Source organism: Microbulbifer echini (assembly GCF_041447225.1).
GTDB classification, from domain to species: Bacteria; Pseudomonadota; Gammaproteobacteria; order Pseudomonadales; family Cellvibrionaceae; genus Microbulbifer; species Microbulbifer echini.
The window spans coordinates 145,003-161,708 of record NZ_JBGMEL010000005.1; the positions used below are offsets into that span (position 1 = coordinate 145,003).

The window sequence follows — 16,706 nt, forward strand, 5'->3', positions numbered from 1 at the left end:
GGATATTAGGTATTTTTTAAATGGTTTACACATTCCAGTGTCAATACAACCAATGGGTAAAAAAAACCCATAACAAGCTAATAGCCATTGCTATTTTCACAATCACTTTTTGTCTCTCGCCTGTGTTGTCAAGCGCTCAGGAAGAGCAGCACAACAAAAATGCTACGACGGCAAGCACCGGCCAAACTGCTAGTGCAGCCAATCTTGATACACCGGCAAACGACACACCTCATACGCAACAGATAGATCAGCTCATTCAGCTTTTACAGAACCCTAACCACAGGTCAGCGCTCATCAGCAGTTTGGAGGAGTTACGACAAACGACTAAGGATAATACGGATCTACTCAAAATAAGCGATGTTTTAGTAGTGGATGAAATAGCTACCGAAGTGGTTGATGAATATACCGACCTGCTTAATGCATATGGATTAACAGCAAACCAGGCAGGATCATTATTACTTTTTGGTATTTCGATACTACTGATTTTAGTGGCTGTATTATCTAACAACCTTTTTGCACGCTTTATAGATAAAAAAATGTCGATTTTACGGAGTAAACTTGACCTGCACGGCAATCGATTTGCTCCCCTATTTCGCCTACAACGATGGCTTGGTTATCTCCTTGCCGCTCTTTTGGTGATTTATACCGCCTCCGAGCTTTTTCCGTCCACCGTTGGGCTTTTCCTCTCACAAGATACGTTGATAAATTTTGCAGAAATCGTAGTGGTAACCTTCGCAGTACTGGCTATTTTTATCGGTATCTGGGAGCTGGTAAACGCAATCACAGAACATTACTTTAATGGGCACAGAGTCACCAGCAATGCGCGAATGCGTACACTCGTGCCCCTGGCCAAGAATATATTATTGTTTCTTCTCTCTGTAATGGCTGCACTCGTGTTGCTATCCGAGCTGGATATTAATGTAATCCCCTTGCTGGCAGGTGCCGGGGTATTTGGTATTGCTATTGGTTTTGGTGCCCAGGCACTGGTTAAAGATTTTTTAAACGGATTTACTGTGCTTTTAGAGGATCTTTTGCAAATTGGCGACATCGTAAAAGTTGGAGGTCGAACGGGTGAAGTGACCAATATTACCTTGCGCAAGGTAGAGCTGCGGGCATTGAACGGTACCGTCTATACAGTACCATTCAGCGATATTTCCGTGGTGGACAACCTGACAAAGCACTTCAGTTATTACATGTTTGAAATCGGTATTGCCTACCGCGAGAACACCGACGACGTTATTCACCACCTGCAAGAAGTGGATAAAGAAATGCGCGCAAGTGAAGAGTTTGGCCCTCTCATCTTGGAGCCCCTCGAGGTTCTGGGTGTAGATGCTTTTGCTGACAGCTCCGTCATCATTAAGGCCCGCACAAAAACCAAGGCGCATGAAAAATGGTATGTTGGCAGGGAATTTAACAGGCGCATTAAATTTTTATTTGATCAAAAAGGTATTGAGATACCTTTCCCCCACCAAACTATTTACTTTGGGGAAGACAAAAAAGGGAAAGCGCCCGCTGCCCGGGTAGAGGTTAAAGAAAAAGATACCGTCGATAAGGTATCCGGTGAACTGGCCTACGAAAACAGCTGTGCTGACGATGACTAGTATTTCCATACCAACCTAAACCATTCTATTGGGCGGGGAGCCGTGACTCTCCGGATAGGTGAATTAAGCTTATCCGGTGTCGCGGCCTTACTTGTCAGACAAATCCTGTTATCAACCACTGGAATAGATAATACTTCTACAATGGGGGACAGAACGAAAGCTCTTTAGCAATCACGAGCAATATGGGTTTTACCAAGAAAACAGAGACCAGGCAATAATGCGCCTCCTATCAAACGATCAAGCTCTGCGGCTAGAACCCTTACTCAAAACACAGCAGCAGGATGCACAGAAATCCTTTTTTGAGAGACTCCTTCCCGATTCCTTTTCTATAGCTACCCAGACTGTCATTTCTTCCGTCGAGCGTATCTGGAGTAGTTTCCTGGGTCATACCCCATATATCATCGCCAGTGTAATGGTATTGTTCATCACCTGGTTCGTCGCCCGTATGGTGCGACATTTCGGCGGGCGCCTATTCCGCCATACTACTTCCAGGGCATCGTTAAAGAATCTATTTGTCCGATTACTAACCAGCGCTACCTGGCTCGTTGGTCTGCTTTTCGCAGCGATGGTGCTTTTCCCTGGCCTGACCCCCACAAAGGCCCTAGGTGCAGTTGGGCTCCTCTCTGTCGCTATTGGTCTGGCTTTTAAGGATATCTTTGAGAATTTTTTCGCTGGAATACTGATATTGTGGCGATTCCCCATCGAGCAAGGCGACTTTATTGAGTGTCAGGGTATTTGCGGACGGGTGGAGGTTGTTGAGGTGCGTAATACCAATATTCGCAAGGTTAGCGGTGAGCTCGTCGTAGTCCCTAATCTATTTCTATTCAAAAACCCCTGTGAAGTTATCACCAGTCGAGTCAAGCGCAGGGCGACAATTATGGTCGGTGTGGCCTATCACGAAAAGATTCCGAAAGCGGTATCCATTCTTGAGTCAGCTGTAGCTTCTTGCCAGACGGTGCGTGATGAAGATCCTATTCAGATATTCCCAAAATCTTTTGGGGAGAGCAGTATTGATATCGAGGTTAGCTGGTGGACAGGATCAACGCCACTGCAAATTCGCCAATCCCGTGCAGAGGTAGTCACCGCTGTGAAAAGTGCTCTCGACCAAGCCGGCATAGAAATTCCCTTTCCCTATCGCACACTTACATTTAAGGAGCCTCTAAAACTCGACTAACCACTATTTAAAAGTCAAACTCCGCATTAATACTTGTTGCAATTAACAGAATGAATAGCTTGTACAAAGAACAAAATAAAAAAGGTTGGAGAGGCTAGACAGCGGTGCACCAGGTCATTGAAGAATCCATTCTCTGCCCCTACTGTGGGGAATCTTTTAGCGCGTTAATCGATGGGTCTGTGCTGCCACAGGAATATACAGAAGACTGCCAAGTCTGTTGCCAACCTATCGTATTTCAGGTTTGTTCAGACCTATATGGTGATATCTCCATCAGAGTGTATAGAGAGGATGAGACATTCTAAGTGTCTGTGAGTACTGGGAAAATAGTTCGAGAGCGATTAATTAAATATGGGCGCCCCTCTCTCAAGTTACTTTCCAAACACGTCTATAGTCCCCCAGTCACGTTCTTCCATTTCAAAGTTCCGGGTATCATGCTCTTTCACCTTTGAGGCCTATTTCTAAATTCATTTATTTCAAATTGGAAAATACCTCTATCGCCCGCTTGCGCCCAGCGCCCACATCACAAATTACCGAGGGATAATTAGCCATACTCGGGGGATCATGAATTTCCTTGTTATTGAGGGAGTCCAGCTCCGGCACATACCTGCGGATAAAATCCCCATTGGGATCAAATCTCTGCGACTGGCTGTAGGGGTTAAACACGCGAAAATAAGGTGCGGCATCAGTGCCCGTCGAGGCCGTCCACTGCCAACCGCCATTGTTAGACGCAAAGTCACCATCAATCAGGTGCTGCATAAAATAGCGCTCACCCCAACGCCAATCGATCAACAGGTTCTTACTAAGGAACGACGCTACGACCATGCGTAAGCGATTATGCATCCAGGCAATTTCATTTAACTGGCGCATAGCGGCGTCGACAATAGGCACTCCTGTTTCACCGCGACTCCAACGACAAAACAGATCCTTATCATAGCGCCATGGAATTTGATCCGTTTCCGCCTTAAACGGCTGGCCCTTACTGAGATGGGGGAAATCCACAAGTAGATGTGTATAAAAATCTCTCCAGATCAGCTCGCTAATCCAACAACTAATCCCCGCATTGCCGCTCTGCCAATGACCCTGGTTCAGGTTCAGGGCCATTTGCATACATTGACGAATAGAAATAGCCCCACAATTTAAATAGGGAGAGAGATGCGAGGTACTATCCAGTGCGGGGAAATCCCGCTCTGCCTGATAGCCTGAGATTCTTTCACTAAATAACTTCAGACGTTTTTGTGCCGCCTTTTCCCCACTTTTCCACCCCTTTACAATTCCAGATTTCGCAGTATCAATCGCAAAATGCGGGAGGTGTTCAGGTATTTTCTGGGTGAGTTTTTTGTTTTCCTCAAGTTCCAGTGCAAGCCACTTTGGCCAGTGTGCGCCCTCCTTAGGCAGGGGTTTCTTCCTCGGAACAGGCAGAGGCTTGATCTCACTCTCTGCGCACAACTGAATCAACGCCCGTTTGAAAGGCGTAAAAACCTTGTAGGGTTCACCCGCCCCTGTTCTTACGGCTCCAGGCGGTAACAGCGTGCGATCACTGTGGTATTCAGCCGCAACACCATTTTCTCTCAATCTATCTCGCACCGCATGGTCTCGGCGCTGTTCATTCAAGGGGTACTCGGCATTGGCAAACACTGTTTCGATTTTTAGGCGCCGGGTAATTTGCTCAAGTGCCTGGGGTACCTGGGAGAACGTAGAAAGCTGGAGGAAATACAAGGGAATATTGCGAGTTTGCAGCTGGGTTTGCAGCTCATGCAGGCAGGCCATGCGAAATGCGACCAATGCATCGCCTTCATTATGGCTTTGCCAGCTGTCGGGACAAGCGATAAAAACTGCGGCCAATTGTTCGCAGCGCTTACCGGCGTGATACAGCGCCGAATTATCCTGAATACGCAGATCGTTGCGAAACCAGACTAGGCCGCGGCCCAAGGAGGTCGATCGGCTTCTCATTTCAGCTGCTCCCGAAGTTGTGTGATCACACAGCTTGTAGTGCCCTGGAGTATTGAAGAAGTTGGCTGTTTTTTCAGGTTATCCAAATCGGCATGCTGCATTTCTACACAATCTCCCGCCAGCCAGAGAGGCTTGCCAAGCCCTCGAGCCAAGCCTGGTAACTCCCTTGAAAGAAAAGGCTTTGGCAGTGCCCGGTGGCTATAGCAGAGCACCCCGCGTACTTCGAGCTTTTCTACAATATCTTCCAATCCCGCCGTGGCGGCGCGATAATCCAGAACCACAATGCCAATGCCCGCGGCCAAAAGTGCTGCCCCAAACAACTGAGTAAATGCCCGCTGGTCATCACCGGAAAAGCCCAGCAGTAGCAAACGGCCAGCACCCGACAGCTGGTCTTTGCGCAGGTTTTTGCGCGCAATACCATTTGCGAATAACAACTGTTCGTTTAATACCTGCCAAAAAAAACTCTGTGCGACTCCCTTTTCTGACTGGCGTGGCCGCGCCAGTTTGGCCTGCAGGGGCTTTAACCAGTGCTCCAGCAACAGCGGTGCTGGAAACGCAGCGATCCACTGATCCAGGCGTTGACGCAATTGTGGCTCGGCGAAGCTCTGCAGCAACACACAGGTTTCATCCAGCATCTCACCCCAATTGTTTTCAGTATCCGTAGCATTCTCTTTTCGTAGTGGAGAATCCGGGGCACGCTCCAGCAGTTCGCGCACCTGACCGATAGCTACGCCACGGGCAAGGCAATCAAGTACCTCCTCAATGCGTAACACTTCCTCCTCGGTATAGAGGCGATGGCCTTTATGGGTCCTGGCTGGAGTCAAGAGGCCGTATCGGCGCTCCCAGGCCCGCAACGTCACCGGGTGAACACCGGTGCGGCGCGCCACTTCGCGAATAGGCAGGTGGGCTTCTAGGGGGGATTCAATTTCAATCATGGCAGCGATCAGCGAAATTCACACAGTCCGAGCTCAGCGGGCTCTGCAGCGAGCAGTACCTGACTGTGAATAAAGTGGTGGGGACTGCGTGGCAAATAGTGACGCAGCATGGTAAGCACCGCCGAGAGGGGCTTATTACCCTGGCGATACTCATCAATCAAGCGAGCCAGTTCAGCCCGCTCTTCCTTGTTTAAATAACCTTTAAGATGTCCCTGGCTGTGCATCAGAGCATTGGTACGATCCTTCCGGCTGGCTTGATGATTGAGAATTTCCATCATTTTGCCCCGCACGCCATAGGCGAAGTCTTCCACCGACATTGTTCGGGAGTTGGAAACAAACTGGCCGAGGGCGCGAGTCAGCGGCTGGCTGTGGGCCAGTAAAAGGTATTTATAGGCGGTGTAAAACTCAATCACCCTGCCCGGGCGCAGATCGGTGGCCACATAGCGATGCCAGGCATCGTAGGCGAAAACACGGGTGAGAAAATTTTCACGGATATCGCTGGCATTCAGACGCCCCACCTCCTCCACCGGCAGATGTGGAAAGTGGTGACGCAGGCGCGCGGTAAACAGCCCTGAATCATGCGCCAGTACGCCTGTTCCATCCTCCTTGTAATGGGGTGTAGTGCGTATCCCGCAACTGGGTGATTTCTGCATCAGGATAAAACCGCGTAAATGTTCCACTTCAGGCACAACCTGATCCGCATACGCCTCTAATGCATCGGTGACATCCATTGTGGGATCTTCACGCCCGACCGCTCGCAGGCGATCGCTCACAATCAGATGAATCGGTGGTCTTGGAACCCCCATGCCAATGGCAACCTCAGGGCAGTAAGAATGCAGCTCAAAGCAATTGCCCAGTAGTTGGGTACAGACTTTACTGTGCTTGTGGCTCGCGTTGTACCGCACAGGGTCACCCACCGCACAGCGGCTGATTCCCACCGGAATTTTTTGAGGCAAAAGTTGGATATGCATAGTTTTGCAGCACAGGGTAGCTTCGTGTTTCCTTTTTATAGCCTCCCTCGGCTAGTTGTACAAGAGCTTCTCTTGTACAACTTTTTACTTTCAACCACCCTTCTTCAGCGGCTTGCGCCCATTCGCACCACGGCTACAATGCAGGGCCGCATTTTTACCGCGCGGCAGTGCTGCGATACTGTATCTCACCACCTACCCCGGCATTTTGCGGTCCCCACCTCCCCGAAAGTACGGATTAGCTCATGATTCCAGCATTGCGCGAAGTCGACGAGGTTCAGGCGCTCTATTTGCAGTTTTTGCAGGAACTGGCGGACGCGGGTTTCCGCGGCGAGACCACGCCCAGTTACGCCAGCCGCACCGTTTTGGCAACGGACAACTCTATTTACCAGGTGCTGCCCCAGGCAGTGGTGTACCCCCGCAACAACCGCGACCTGCAGCTGCTGGCGGAACTGGCCCAGCGGGAGGAATTCCGCTCCGTAGTGCTCTCGCCCAGAGGCGGGGGTACCGGCACCAACGGTCAGTCCCTCACCGACGGCTTGGTGGTGGATATCTCCCGCCATATGAACCAGATTCTGGAGATCAACGCAGCAGAGCGGTGGGTGCGCGTACAGGCTGGCGTGGTCAAGGATCAGCTAAATGCCGCACTCAAACCCCACGGCCTGTTTTTTGCCCCGGAATTGTCCACCAGTAACCGCGCCACCATCGGCGGCATGATCAATACCGATGCCTCCGGTCAGGGCTCCTGCGTCTACGGCAAAACCCGCGACCATGTTCTGGAGCTCAACACCGTACTCCTGGGTGGCAAGCTGTGGCGCTCCTCTGCGATAGAGGAGACACAACTGCAGGATATCTGCACGGGAGACAGCCGTGTCGCCGAGGTACATAAAACCTGCGACCTTGTCGCGCGGGAAAAAGCCGAATTAATCGAACAGAAATTTCCCAAGCTGAATCGTTGCCTCACCGGTTACGATCTAGCCCATATTCGCCAGGGCGAGCACTTTAACCTCAATAGCGTACTGTGCGGCTCCGAGGGCACCCTGGGGTTTATTGCAGAAGCCAAACTCAGCCTGTTGCCCATTCCCAAATGCGTGGCCCTGATCAACCTGAAGTACGACCACTTCCAGGATGCACTGCGCGATGCCAAAGATTTAATGCTGGCGGGCCCCATGTCCATCGAAACGGTGGACAGCAAGGTCTTACAGCTGGCCATGGAAGATATCGTGTGGCATAGCGTCAGCGAGTTTTTCCCCGCGGAAGACCGACCGGTAAAAGGCATCAATCTGGTGGAGTACGCCGCTGACTCCGCAGAGGAATTGGAGTGCGCGTTAGAAAAATTTATCGCACATATCGAGGCCACCATCGGCCAACCGGGTAAGAGCTTCGGCTACTCCATCGCCCGCGGCCACGCCGAAGTCAATCGGATTTGGGCCATGCGCAAGCGCGCAGTCGGCCTTCTGGGCAATGCCCTAGGGGAAAAGCGCCCGATCCCCTTTGTGGAAGATACCGCCGTACCGCCGGAAAACCTGGCGGACTTTATTGCCGAGTTCCGCGCAGTGCTGGATGAGGCCAATCTCGACTATGGTATGTTCGGCCATGTGGATGCCGGCGTGTTACATGTACGCCCAGCCATCGACATGAAAGATCCCCAGCAGGCGGCGCAAATACGCCCCATTACCGACCGGGTTGTGGCTCTCACACAGAAATATAACGGGCTACTCTGGGGTGAGCACGGCAAAGGGGTCCGGTCTGAATACGCTCCGGAGTTTTTCGGGGAACTCTACCCTGAGCTGCAAAAGATCAAAGCCGCCTTCGATCCATATAACCAGTTAAATCCCGGTAAAATTGCCACTCCCAGCGATAACGTCAGCCTGCTAAAAATTGACGCGGTGACCACCCGCGGTGAACACGACCGGCAGATTCCCGCGCAGGTATGGGAGGGGTATGAGGAGGGAGTGCACTGTAACGGTAACGGTGCCTGCTTTAACTGGAACCCCGACGATGCCATGTGTCCCTCCTACAAGGCCACCCGCAACCGGATTCACTCGCCCAAGGGGCGTGCTTCACTGATGCGCGAGTGGCTGCGACTATTGAGCAAGCACGAGGTAGATGCGGTCGCCAGCGCACAAAAATACCGCGAGCGCTCCTTTTTTGTCGGCCTGCCCAAGCGCCTCGTCAATACCCTGGCGAAAACACGCGGCGAGTACGATTTTAACCATGAAGTGAACGAAGCCATGCAGGGCTGCCTGGCGTGTAAATCCTGTGTGGGACAATGTCCCATCCGGGTCGATGTGCCGGAATTTCGCAGCAAATTCTTCGAACTCTATTACAGTCGCTATCTGCGCCCGCTAAAAGATTATGCCGTGGGCGGGTTGGAATTTTTGATGCCGCATCTGGCAAAACTGCCGCAGCTCTACAATTGGCCGCTCAAGCTGAAGCCCGTTTCTTTTCTGATGGAGCGTATCTTCGGCATGGTAGACAGCCCCCTATTGTCACGCAAAACGTTGCAAGCCAGTGTGCGCGAACTGGGAGTACCCACCGCCAGTCAAGCCTGTCTAGAGACCCTCGGACCCTCTCAGCGCAGCCGAGCGGTGATCATCGTCCAGGATGCCTTTACTAGCTATTTTGATGCCGAAGTGGTCGCAGATATTTTACGCCTGCTCAAACAATTAGATTTTGTGCCGATTCTCGCCCCCTACCGCGCCAATGGAAAACCTCTGCACGTACATGGGTTTTTACGCCAGTTCCAGCGGGTTGCCGAAGGCAACAGCGAGATGCTGAACACTCTGGCCGACAGCGGTATTCCCCTTGTCGGTATCGACCCATCCATGACCCTAACCTACCGCTCCGAATACAAGAAACTTCTGGGCGAGCGCGCACCAAAGGTGCAGCTGTTACAGGAATGGCTGGCACAGCAACAGGAACACTTGCAGCAGCAACGCGCGCGGGTACGCCCTGGCAGCTTCCAGTTGTTACCGCATTGCAGCGAACAAACGAATGCAACGGCCTCTTTGAAAGACTGGCAAAAGGTGTTCTCCGCATTGGGCCTGGAACTTCAAAATGAGAGCCTGGGTTGTTGCGGTATGGCTGGCACCTATGGCCACGAAGCGGCCCACAAAGAGACCTCCAGGGTGATTTTCCAACAATCCTGGGCGCCCAAACTCAATGGCAGCGAGCACAACCAATTCGCCACCGGTTACTCCTGCCGCTGTCAGGCCAACCGATTTGCAGGTGTGAATCTGCGTCACCCGCTACAGGGACTGCTGGCACAACTCGACAACTAGGGATTTACTGACGTAAGGGGCCCATCGCTGCGGCCCCTTACAGTCCCCCGGGCCGAGCGCGGAAATTCCCTATGCCAAAACAACTGCCGAATTTACAAACCCTGTTTTATCTAATCCTCAGCCTAACTCTGCTGCTATCGGCTCTATTGATCACTTCGGTTAATCGACAAAACAACACACAGCCCCATAGCGCCAGCGCCCATGATGATGATACTCAGGGCGCCATCGACTGGGTCAGTGAGGCAGAGGCTCTCGCCCGCAGAGGGGACTTTGGCGCTGCACTGCCCCTCTACGAAAAAGCCATTTCCGCCCTCGTATCCTATCCATCCCAACAGCACGCCCTGCGCTATCGCTACGGCATAGTCCTCAACGCGCTGGGGGCCAAATCAAGACCAGATCTCTACCCCCTGGCTCGGGCACAGTTCGAATCTGTTCTCCGCTACCTGGATTCCGGTGCCAAGCTTCCACACTCAAGCGCTAGGGTTCGCTCTGCCCTGGCACACACCTATCACCGCCAAGCCGCCAGCGAAGAGACGGCCACGCAACGCAAGCAACTGCTAAATACCGCCTACCTTCTCTATAAAAGCGCCGTGGAGGGACTGCTAAACCAGCGGGAGTGGCACAACTTGGCGATCACTTACTTCAACCTGGGCCAGGTCTGTGAATGGCAGGGAAACCTTGAGGAAGCCATTAACTGGCTGGAAAAAGCGGTACAACTGGACTTACAACACAAACTGCCCGACCTGGAAGAAGATAGTGACTATTTGGCCGCTCTTCGCCAACAGGTGGAGCCCGTCCAACAAAACCGGGAAACCACACTTTAGAGCGAGGATTTAACCCTTCTTTTTTCTCAAAAAGAGCAGTGACGAAGAAGTTTTCCCGACTTAAAGCGCTGTTTTTTGCAGAATCTGACAGTTTTGGAGCTTCAGTCACAAATAGTTTTAGGGAAATTTTTTACTTTTTTTCTCCAGTATTAGAAAGCCAGTCCGCGTTGATTTGAGCCAGATGTAGAATGACATCGTTGTCAGTCCAATTTTTATCTGAAAAATGAATTGCTGATAAAGTCAGCTTATTAAGAAATTTTTTGCCAATAATTATTTTTTATAAAACTAAAAAACTGATTTTTTAGGCATTTTAGGGCTATTGATTTTCCCAACACACAATACCCGGCCATTGCCTGAGGGTACTTGTCGCCAAATAAGAAAAAGTTGCCTCCCCCTAATTCCCCAGTAATATAGCCAGCGTTGATTAAATATTGATCAGCTATTTCCAAAAACACTTGGAGATTTCACAAGCGCCTTTTGGCTTGTGACAATTTGATTCCTGGAGGTAATGGGACATCATGAAACAGACTCTGCGTAACACTGCTTTTTTCATCGCCGCCCTGCTCGCTATTGGTGTGAGTGTCAATGCATCAGCGGCACTTAAGAAAACCATGGTCGTCGACGCCACGGCCTACAACTCGGTACCTGGCCAGACGGATAGCGATCCCTGGGTAGCTGCCTGGAACAACCGCCTGCGCCCAGGTGACAAAATTATCGCCGTTTCCCGTGACTTGGAAAAACACGGTCTGACCAACGGTGCCAAAGTAAGAATTGAAGGTCTGCCCGGTACTTACACTGTGCGTGACCGTATGAATAAACGTTTCACAAACCGTATTGACGTGTGGATGGAAAAAGATATCCGTAAAGCTCGCGCTTGGGGCAAGAAAAAACTGAAAATAGTTTTTGAGCCGGTAAAGTAAAGCAGAACTGATTTCAACGACCCTTTTGGCCCCGCCCTCCAGCGGGGTTTTTTTATTGTTACAGGGGATAGGGAGCGGCCGGAAAAGCGAAGTCAGTGAATCACCACATCTAGACATAACCAATTTTATCTTCGCGATAGCCAGACGTTATTGAAAAACTCCTATTAGGGCTCCATTTCCGCAAAAATACCCGGCAACTCCTCACACTGGGCACGCTGCAGGTGAGCCAAACTCGGCTGCTGCCCCTCTACAAAGCGGTGCTTCAGCCCCCCGTCACCGAGCAAAACTAAGTATTCAGATTTAACCCACTTATCACCTGAGCGGTACTCGGTCAGCCATAGCAGTGAAGGCTGTCCCTCGTAGCAGTAGCCGTAAAACATCCGGGTTTTTTCCACCAGTTTCTTCGTCATATAGTCCACGTATTTACCCGGGTAGGTATAGCGATCGGAATCCCCCCTCTGCGGCGCACTGCCAGTGCTTTCCCCCGGACGAGCGATCCGCCGGATATATATCGCCAGATTTTCATCACAATCGGTGCAGTGCCGCCCCGCGATTATTGCGAAACCATGCAGTTCGGCGACAAGGCGAACCTCTTTGAGGTTTGTAGAGATAACCTGCCGACCGGATGTGGTTAAGGCGTCAGCGAAGAGCGAGGCGGGGGAGGTCTGTAGACAGACCAGGATAAGAACACAGCGCAGTTTCATGGCGAAGGCAACCGCTGGTATAGATAGCACCGTCGGAGACAAAAGCTCCGCTGTTACCTCGCGACGGCGCTGTGATTGGGGTGTGCTGTCACACAGTCGCGATTCCCTTCACCATAACCATAGCAGTTACAATTGGGGCGGAAGGAGAGAAAACCCCCTCAATTGGGGATACCGAATAAGACGGCTCACTACACGCTGACCAACGAGATACCAGCGTTATTGGACCAAGGGAGCAGGGTACTATTCAGTCTGCCTATTGAGACATGGGCCAAGACAGGGTATTTCAAGCTGTCGCTTAAGCCGGGTAGCGGCCGCTGCCGCCCGCTCCCAACCTGGGGACTGCGGACTTACCAGCTGCCACCGGTTTCCTGAACAGGGCCAACGAAGGTGGAAATACCCTCTTCGCGCAGTGCGTCCAACGCTTCCTCGAGAGCTTCCTTTTCGGTCTCAAAGGTGTCTTCCCACACTGTGGAATTATTGTGCTGATCGACGATCTCGAGCAGCCAGCCGCCCTCGTCATCTTCGAAAATATCGATTTGCACAGACACATCGCCTTCGCGGTAGATCTGGCTCAATTCCGACTCTTTTGGTGCAAATTCTTCGCCCATGGGGTTCACCTCGTTATGACCCTGAAATTTCCGCCAGAACTTTGACAAGTTGCGGCCCCCCGGTCAACCAATATCGTGTGCCGAGGCAGCGCCGGGAGCGCTTGCTAAATGTACGACAAGCTGTTTTTTTTGCGATAAAATGCGCGGCGATTTTTTCTGCCCCGGATTTACGCTCCGGCCTGCATTTGAGGAAGTACCATGGATCCATATATTGTCTGCGCACTCTACAAGTTCGTCACCCTGGAGGACTTTGAGTCTCTGCGCACGCCCCTACTTGACGTTATGCTGGAAAATCAGGTGCGTGGCACCCTGTTACTGGCCCGCGAGGGCATTAACGGCACCGTTGCGGGCTCCCGCAACGGGATAGACGCGCTCCTGGCCCACTTAAAGTCCGATGAGCGCCTCACCACCCTGGACTACAAAGAATCCTTTACCAGCGAAGCGCCCTTCCTGCGCAGCAAGGTCAAGCTGAAGAAAGAAATTGTCACCATGGGTGTAGAGGGCATTGATCCCCGCCGAGTAGTGGGCACCTACGTCAAACCCAAAGATTGGAACGCCCTGATCAGCGATCCGGAAGTGGTTGTGGTGGATACCCGTAACGACTATGAATTCCAAGTGGGTACCTTCAAAGATTCCATCAACCCTAACACCGAAACCTTCCGTGAATTCCCCCAGTACGCCAAAGAGAACCTGGACCCGACCAAGCACAAAAAGGTCGCCATGTTCTGCACCGGCGGTATTCGCTGCGAAAAGTCCACGGCCTACATGAAGGAACAGGGCTTTGATGAGGTTTACCACTTGCATGGCGGCATCCTCAAATACCTGGAAGAAGTGCCCAAAGAGGAATCTCTGTGGGAGGGCGAGTGCTTTGTCTTCGATGAGCGCGTAACCGTCAACCACGACCTGGAACGGGGCCAGTACGATCAGTGCAACGCCTGTCGCATGCCCATCACCGAAGAGGACCAACAGTCGAAACAATTCGAGCAGGGCGTTAGCTGCCCCCACTGTCACGACAAGGTGAGTGATGCGGATCGCCGCCGTTTCCGCGAGCGGGAAAAGCAGATCCAGCTGGCGACAAAACGCGGTGAAAAGCACATGGGCCAGGACGCTCGCGATATGACCGCCGCCAAACGACGGCAGAAAAAAGAAGAGCGCCGACGCCAAGCAGAGGCCGAGCAGGCCAAAGCTCAGCAGGCATAAGCCCTTCAGACCAGTACAGGCCTGGAGGTGCTCTTAATCTGAGTGAGCCAGGCCTCCGCCTCAGCTTCGGCTACAAACTCCCGCGAACTGTGCCGGCACAGGCAGGTGCCATCGGTCGCCAACGGCGATGTGCAGCGGCCTCGAGGGTGTAAGACGGCAATATAGGCACGCCGCAGTACCGGATGCTCCGCAATAAAACTGGTGAACTGTCTCTGCTCCTCCAGGGTCACCCTGGAGCGCGCATAGCGCATGTCAAACAGCACCCGAAGGGGTACACGGTGGCGGTATTTTTCTACTAAACGGGCGGCGGCTTCCATTTTTTCGGCAAACCCGATGGGTCCGTAAAATAATACCCGCGCTATGCCCCCTATCGGTCGATAGCTGATATGAAAATTCATGAATGAAAGCACTCGCGCTTTTGTCATTGTTATTTTTATCGACTACAGCTACTGCAATGCCTGTTGTGTTCCCCGCTGGGCCTAGCAGTAAAACTCGCTTTGGGAACGTTTGCACACTCCTGATTTTTACCACTCAGCGCAGAGAGTCTGTGCCGGACTACTGCACCTAATTCACGGATAACCGGAATGCCCCGGTGATTCCATTGGATGGCCACCACTGTTTTGAGTATTCGCACTGCATTATGCAAAAAATCAAAACCACAAAATTTAGGAAGCTTTGAATAAAAAAAGCTAATTTCCGCACGACTCAAGCCCCACTTATCGTAGAGCTTGCGAGAGAGCACGGAGTGATTCAAGGTATCCTTAAGTTAACGATCACCAAGGAAAATACAGCATAAATACTTAATTTTTCTTGCAACAATGGCAGAATCTGAACGGCCATGCAGGAAACTGCCATTAACGTTTGCACCGTGTTGGCGACCTGCAAAACAATACTAAAAAACTAACGATTAATTTAGCACTGACTTAATAAAGACTATCAGGCACACCACCTCGAGCGAAGGCGCTGCAGATACGAAAATGCAATAAATAAAATATTTTTAAAGCCGTTTTACTGGCCACTGGGAAAAACACAATGGCCGGCGCTAAGCCCGACTTCTTGATGATAAGCACCCCTTGCAGAAAAGAAAATCCGCAAGGGGCGCCAAGAGAGGCCCAATATAGGGAGTTTTCACCCAGCAAAAAACTGTAAAAAATAAAAATTTAATGCTTTGTGATCGGTATCGCGATTGGGTTCAACTAATTTCGATTTCCGGTAACTCCTCATCGCTGCTGGCATTGAGCCAGACCTGGGCAGCGGCTTTGCGAGCAATATCCCGGTAGAAACCGGCAATCTCACCCTCCGGATCAGAGGCCACACTGGGATGACCGCTATCGATATCGGAGCGGATTTTTTGTGTCAGTGGCAACTCGCCAAGCAAGTGGGTGTTGTATTCCGTGGCAATACGCTCCCCGCCCCCCGAGCCAAAGATCGGCTCACTGTGGCCACATTTAGAGCAGGTGTGTAGAGCCATATTCTCAACAATACCGAGTACGGGCACCGATACTTTGCGGAACATTTCCACCCCTTTGATGGCATCCTTTAGCGCCAGGTCCTGGGGGGTAGTGACAATCACCGCTCCCGCCAACGTGGTTTTTTGCGCTAGAGTCAACTGGATATCTCCAGTGCCTGGGGGCATGTCCACAATCAGATAATCCAGCTCTTCCTTCGCATCGCACCAGAGTGTCTGTGTGAGGATTTGGTTGAGGGCGCCACTGGCCATCGGCCCGCGCCAGACCGCCGGCGTCTCCTCTGTCATCAGATATCCCAGGGACATGGTCTCAATGCCCAGGGCGTCTACCGGCACAAAGAATTTCTGCTCTTTGACGTGTGGCCTTACGCCTTCAGTACCGAGCATGGTCGGTAAGCTGGGACCGTAAATATCAGCATCTAACAGCCCCACACGAGCGCCTTCCGCCGCCAGGGCCAAGGCCAGGTTCACCGCAGTGGTAGACTTACCCACACCGCCCTTGCCTGAGGCCACAGCGACAATATTCTTCACCCCGCGCAGCGGCTCCGGAGCATTGGTCGAAGAGGTCGCAGGGATATCGCAGAAGAGTTCAAATTGCAGACCACTGCCATCCAGGGGGCCGCTCCTCAACAGAGGTTCACAGGCCTCTGTGACCCATTTGCGCCACAGTGCCTCCTGGCTCGCACAGGGATAGCCGAGGGTAATACCCACATAAACGGTTGCCTCCTCGTAGCCCACTTCTATATCTGCATCCAGTTCATCCAGCGGCAGACCACTGGCCGGGTCCTGCAACTGACCAAGGCTCTCTGCCAGACGCTCCAATTCGGTCTGTACTTCCTTTGATAGCTCTTCATGATCGTGGTGATGATCGCTCACGGTATCTCCCTCTCGGCGCTTCTTATCAGAAATGCATTGTGTCGGATGAAACGGCCCAGCGCCAGCGGCTGGATTAATCCAGCCGCTTTCTGTGCAGCTTGTTCCACACCTCCCCGGCATAGCACAAATCTGCTATATTTCGCCGTCTTTTGACGATCTCCGGCCACTCCAGCGGAGCCCCCGGCCGCAACCCA

The 16,706-nt window shown here is 51.9% G+C and carries 14 protein-coding genes; 7 read left to right on the plus strand and 7 right to left on the minus strand.

Features of this window, described 5'->3' with window-relative positions:
- Positions 1–20: 20 nt before the first annotated feature.
- The 3 genes from ACCI51_RS06905 to ACCI51_RS06915 all read left to right on the plus strand — a co-directional run bounded on the left by ACCI51_RS06905 (position 21) and on the right by ACCI51_RS06915 (position 3,077).
- Positions 21–1,601 carry a mechanosensitive ion channel family protein gene (locus ACCI51_RS06905; protein ID WP_371843075.1) on the plus strand — a complete coding sequence of 527 codons (1,581 nt, stop codon included), beginning with the start codon at positions 21–23 and terminating at the stop codon, positions 1,599–1,601.
- A gap of 217 nt (positions 1,602–1,818) precedes the next feature.
- Positions 1,819–2,775, plus strand: a complete 957-nt coding sequence (locus ACCI51_RS06910; protein WP_371843076.1) for a mechanosensitive ion channel family protein — start codon at positions 1,819–1,821, stop codon at positions 2,773–2,775.
- 104 nt (positions 2,776–2,879) lie between these two features.
- Entirely contained in the window at positions 2,880–3,077 is a 198-nt protein-coding gene (locus ACCI51_RS06915) for a CPXCG motif-containing cysteine-rich protein (protein ID WP_299580092.1), read from the plus strand.
- A 166-nt stretch (positions 3,078–3,243) separates the two neighbouring features.
- Here the strand turns inward: ACCI51_RS06915 and ACCI51_RS06920 are convergent, their stop codons facing one another.
- From ACCI51_RS06920 to ACCI51_RS06930, 3 genes are read right to left on the minus strand one after another with little or no spacing between them, the layout of a single operon-like run.
- Complete coding sequence (locus tag ACCI51_RS06920; RefSeq protein ID WP_371843077.1) at positions 3,244–4,725, minus strand: cryptochrome/photolyase family protein; 1,482 nt, start codon at positions 4,723–4,725, stop codon at positions 3,244–3,246.
- A complete protein-coding gene (locus ACCI51_RS06925) occupies positions 4,722–5,660 on the minus strand; it encodes a MerR family transcriptional regulator (protein WP_371843078.1) in 939 nt (312 codons plus the stop codon). Before ACCI51_RS06925 ends, ACCI51_RS06920 begins: the two co-directional genes overlap by 4 nt.
- An 8-nt stretch (positions 5,661–5,668) precedes the next feature.
- Positions 5,669–6,631, minus strand: a complete 963-nt coding sequence (locus ACCI51_RS06930; protein ID WP_299580101.1) for a YbgA family protein — start codon at positions 6,629–6,631, stop codon at positions 5,669–5,671.
- Positions 6,632–6,873: 242 nt separating this feature from the next.
- On the opposite strand from ACCI51_RS06930, the gene ydiJ reads away from it, so the two are divergent.
- The 3 genes from ydiJ (at position 6,874) to ACCI51_RS06945 (ending at position 11,656) form a co-directional block, all read left to right on the plus strand.
- The gene (ydiJ, locus tag ACCI51_RS06935) at positions 6,874–9,912 is read left to right on the plus strand and encodes a D-2-hydroxyglutarate dehydrogenase YdiJ (protein WP_371843079.1); all 3,039 of its coding nucleotides are present in this window, start codon (positions 6,874–6,876) and stop codon (positions 9,910–9,912) included.
- Positions 9,913–9,983: 71 nt separating this feature from the next.
- Positions 9,984–10,736 carry a tetratricopeptide repeat protein gene (locus tag ACCI51_RS06940; protein ID WP_371843080.1) on the plus strand — a complete coding sequence of 251 codons (753 nt, stop codon included), beginning with the start codon at positions 9,984–9,986 and terminating at the stop codon, positions 10,734–10,736.
- A gap of 518 nt (positions 10,737–11,254) precedes the next feature.
- Positions 11,255–11,656: a 3D domain-containing protein gene (locus ACCI51_RS06945; protein ID WP_299580110.1), complete on the plus strand. Its 402-nt coding sequence runs from the start codon at positions 11,255–11,257 to the stop codon at positions 11,654–11,656.
- A 164-nt stretch (positions 11,657–11,820) separates the two neighbouring features.
- On the opposite strand, the gene ACCI51_RS06950 is transcribed toward ACCI51_RS06945, so the two are convergent.
- Positions 11,821–12,360 (minus strand): hypothetical protein, encoded by a 540-nt coding sequence (locus ACCI51_RS06950; RefSeq protein ID WP_371843081.1) that lies wholly within the window; start codon positions 12,358–12,360, stop codon positions 11,821–11,823.
- A gap of 347 nt (positions 12,361–12,707) precedes the next feature.
- Positions 12,708–13,016 carry a baseplate wedge protein 53 gene (locus ACCI51_RS06955; protein ID WP_299580116.1) on the minus strand — a complete coding sequence of 103 codons (309 nt, stop codon included), beginning with the start codon at positions 13,014–13,016 and terminating at the stop codon, positions 12,708–12,710.
- Positions 13,017–13,166: 150 nt separating this feature from the next.
- On the opposite strand from ACCI51_RS06955, the gene trhO reads away from it, so the two are divergent.
- Positions 13,167–14,168, plus strand: a complete 1,002-nt coding sequence (trhO, locus tag ACCI51_RS06960) for an oxygen-dependent tRNA uridine(34) hydroxylase TrhO (RefSeq protein WP_371843082.1) — start codon at positions 13,167–13,169, stop codon at positions 14,166–14,168.
- A 5-nt stretch (positions 14,169–14,173) separates the two neighbouring features.
- Here the strand turns inward: trhO and ACCI51_RS06965 are convergent, their stop codons facing one another.
- Positions 14,174–14,566, minus strand: a complete 393-nt coding sequence (locus tag ACCI51_RS06965) for a hypothetical protein (protein ID WP_299580122.1) — start codon at positions 14,564–14,566, stop codon at positions 14,174–14,176.
- 794 nt (positions 14,567–15,360) lie between these two features.
- Positions 15,361–16,512 (minus strand): iron-sulfur cluster carrier protein ApbC, encoded by a 1,152-nt coding sequence (gene apbC, locus ACCI51_RS06970; protein ID WP_299580125.1) that lies wholly within the window; start codon positions 16,510–16,512, stop codon positions 15,361–15,363.
- Positions 16,513–16,706 lie beyond the last annotated feature (194 nt).

What these genes read in the sequence shown, in the direction of transcription:
- ACCI51_RS06905 (WP_371843075.1), top strand. Translation starts at nt 21, where the DNA reads ATGGTTTACACATTCCAGTGTCAATACAACCAATGGGTAAAAAAAACC.
- ACCI51_RS06910 (WP_371843076.1), top strand. Translation starts at nt 1,819, where the DNA reads ATGCGCCTCCTATCAAACGATCAAGCTCTGCGGCTAGAACCCTTACTC.
- ACCI51_RS06920 (WP_371843077.1), bottom strand. Translation starts at nt 4,725, where the DNA reads ATGAGAAGCCGATCGACCTCCTTGGGCCGCGGCCTAGTCTGGTTTCGC.
- ACCI51_RS06925 (WP_371843078.1), bottom strand. Translation starts at nt 5,660, where the DNA reads ATGATTGAAATTGAATCCCCCCTAGAAGCCCACCTGCCTATTCGCGAA.
- ACCI51_RS06930 (WP_299580101.1), bottom strand. Translation starts at nt 6,631, where the DNA reads ATGCATATCCAACTTTTGCCTCAAAAAATTCCGGTGGGAATCAGCCGC.
- ydiJ (WP_371843079.1), top strand. Translation starts at nt 6,874, where the DNA reads ATGATTCCAGCATTGCGCGAAGTCGACGAGGTTCAGGCGCTCTATTTG.
- ACCI51_RS06940 (WP_371843080.1), top strand. Translation starts at nt 9,984, where the DNA reads ATGCCAAAACAACTGCCGAATTTACAAACCCTGTTTTATCTAATCCTC.
- ACCI51_RS06945 (WP_299580110.1), top strand. Translation starts at nt 11,255, where the DNA reads ATGAAACAGACTCTGCGTAACACTGCTTTTTTCATCGCCGCCCTGCTC.
- ACCI51_RS06950 (WP_371843081.1), bottom strand. Translation starts at nt 12,360, where the DNA reads ATGAAACTGCGCTGTGTTCTTATCCTGGTCTGTCTACAGACCTCCCCC.
- trhO (WP_371843082.1), top strand. Translation starts at nt 13,167, where the DNA reads ATGGATCCATATATTGTCTGCGCACTCTACAAGTTCGTCACCCTGGAG.
- ACCI51_RS06965 (WP_299580122.1), bottom strand. Translation starts at nt 14,566, where the DNA reads ATGAATTTTCATATCAGCTATCGACCGATAGGGGGCATAGCGCGGGTA.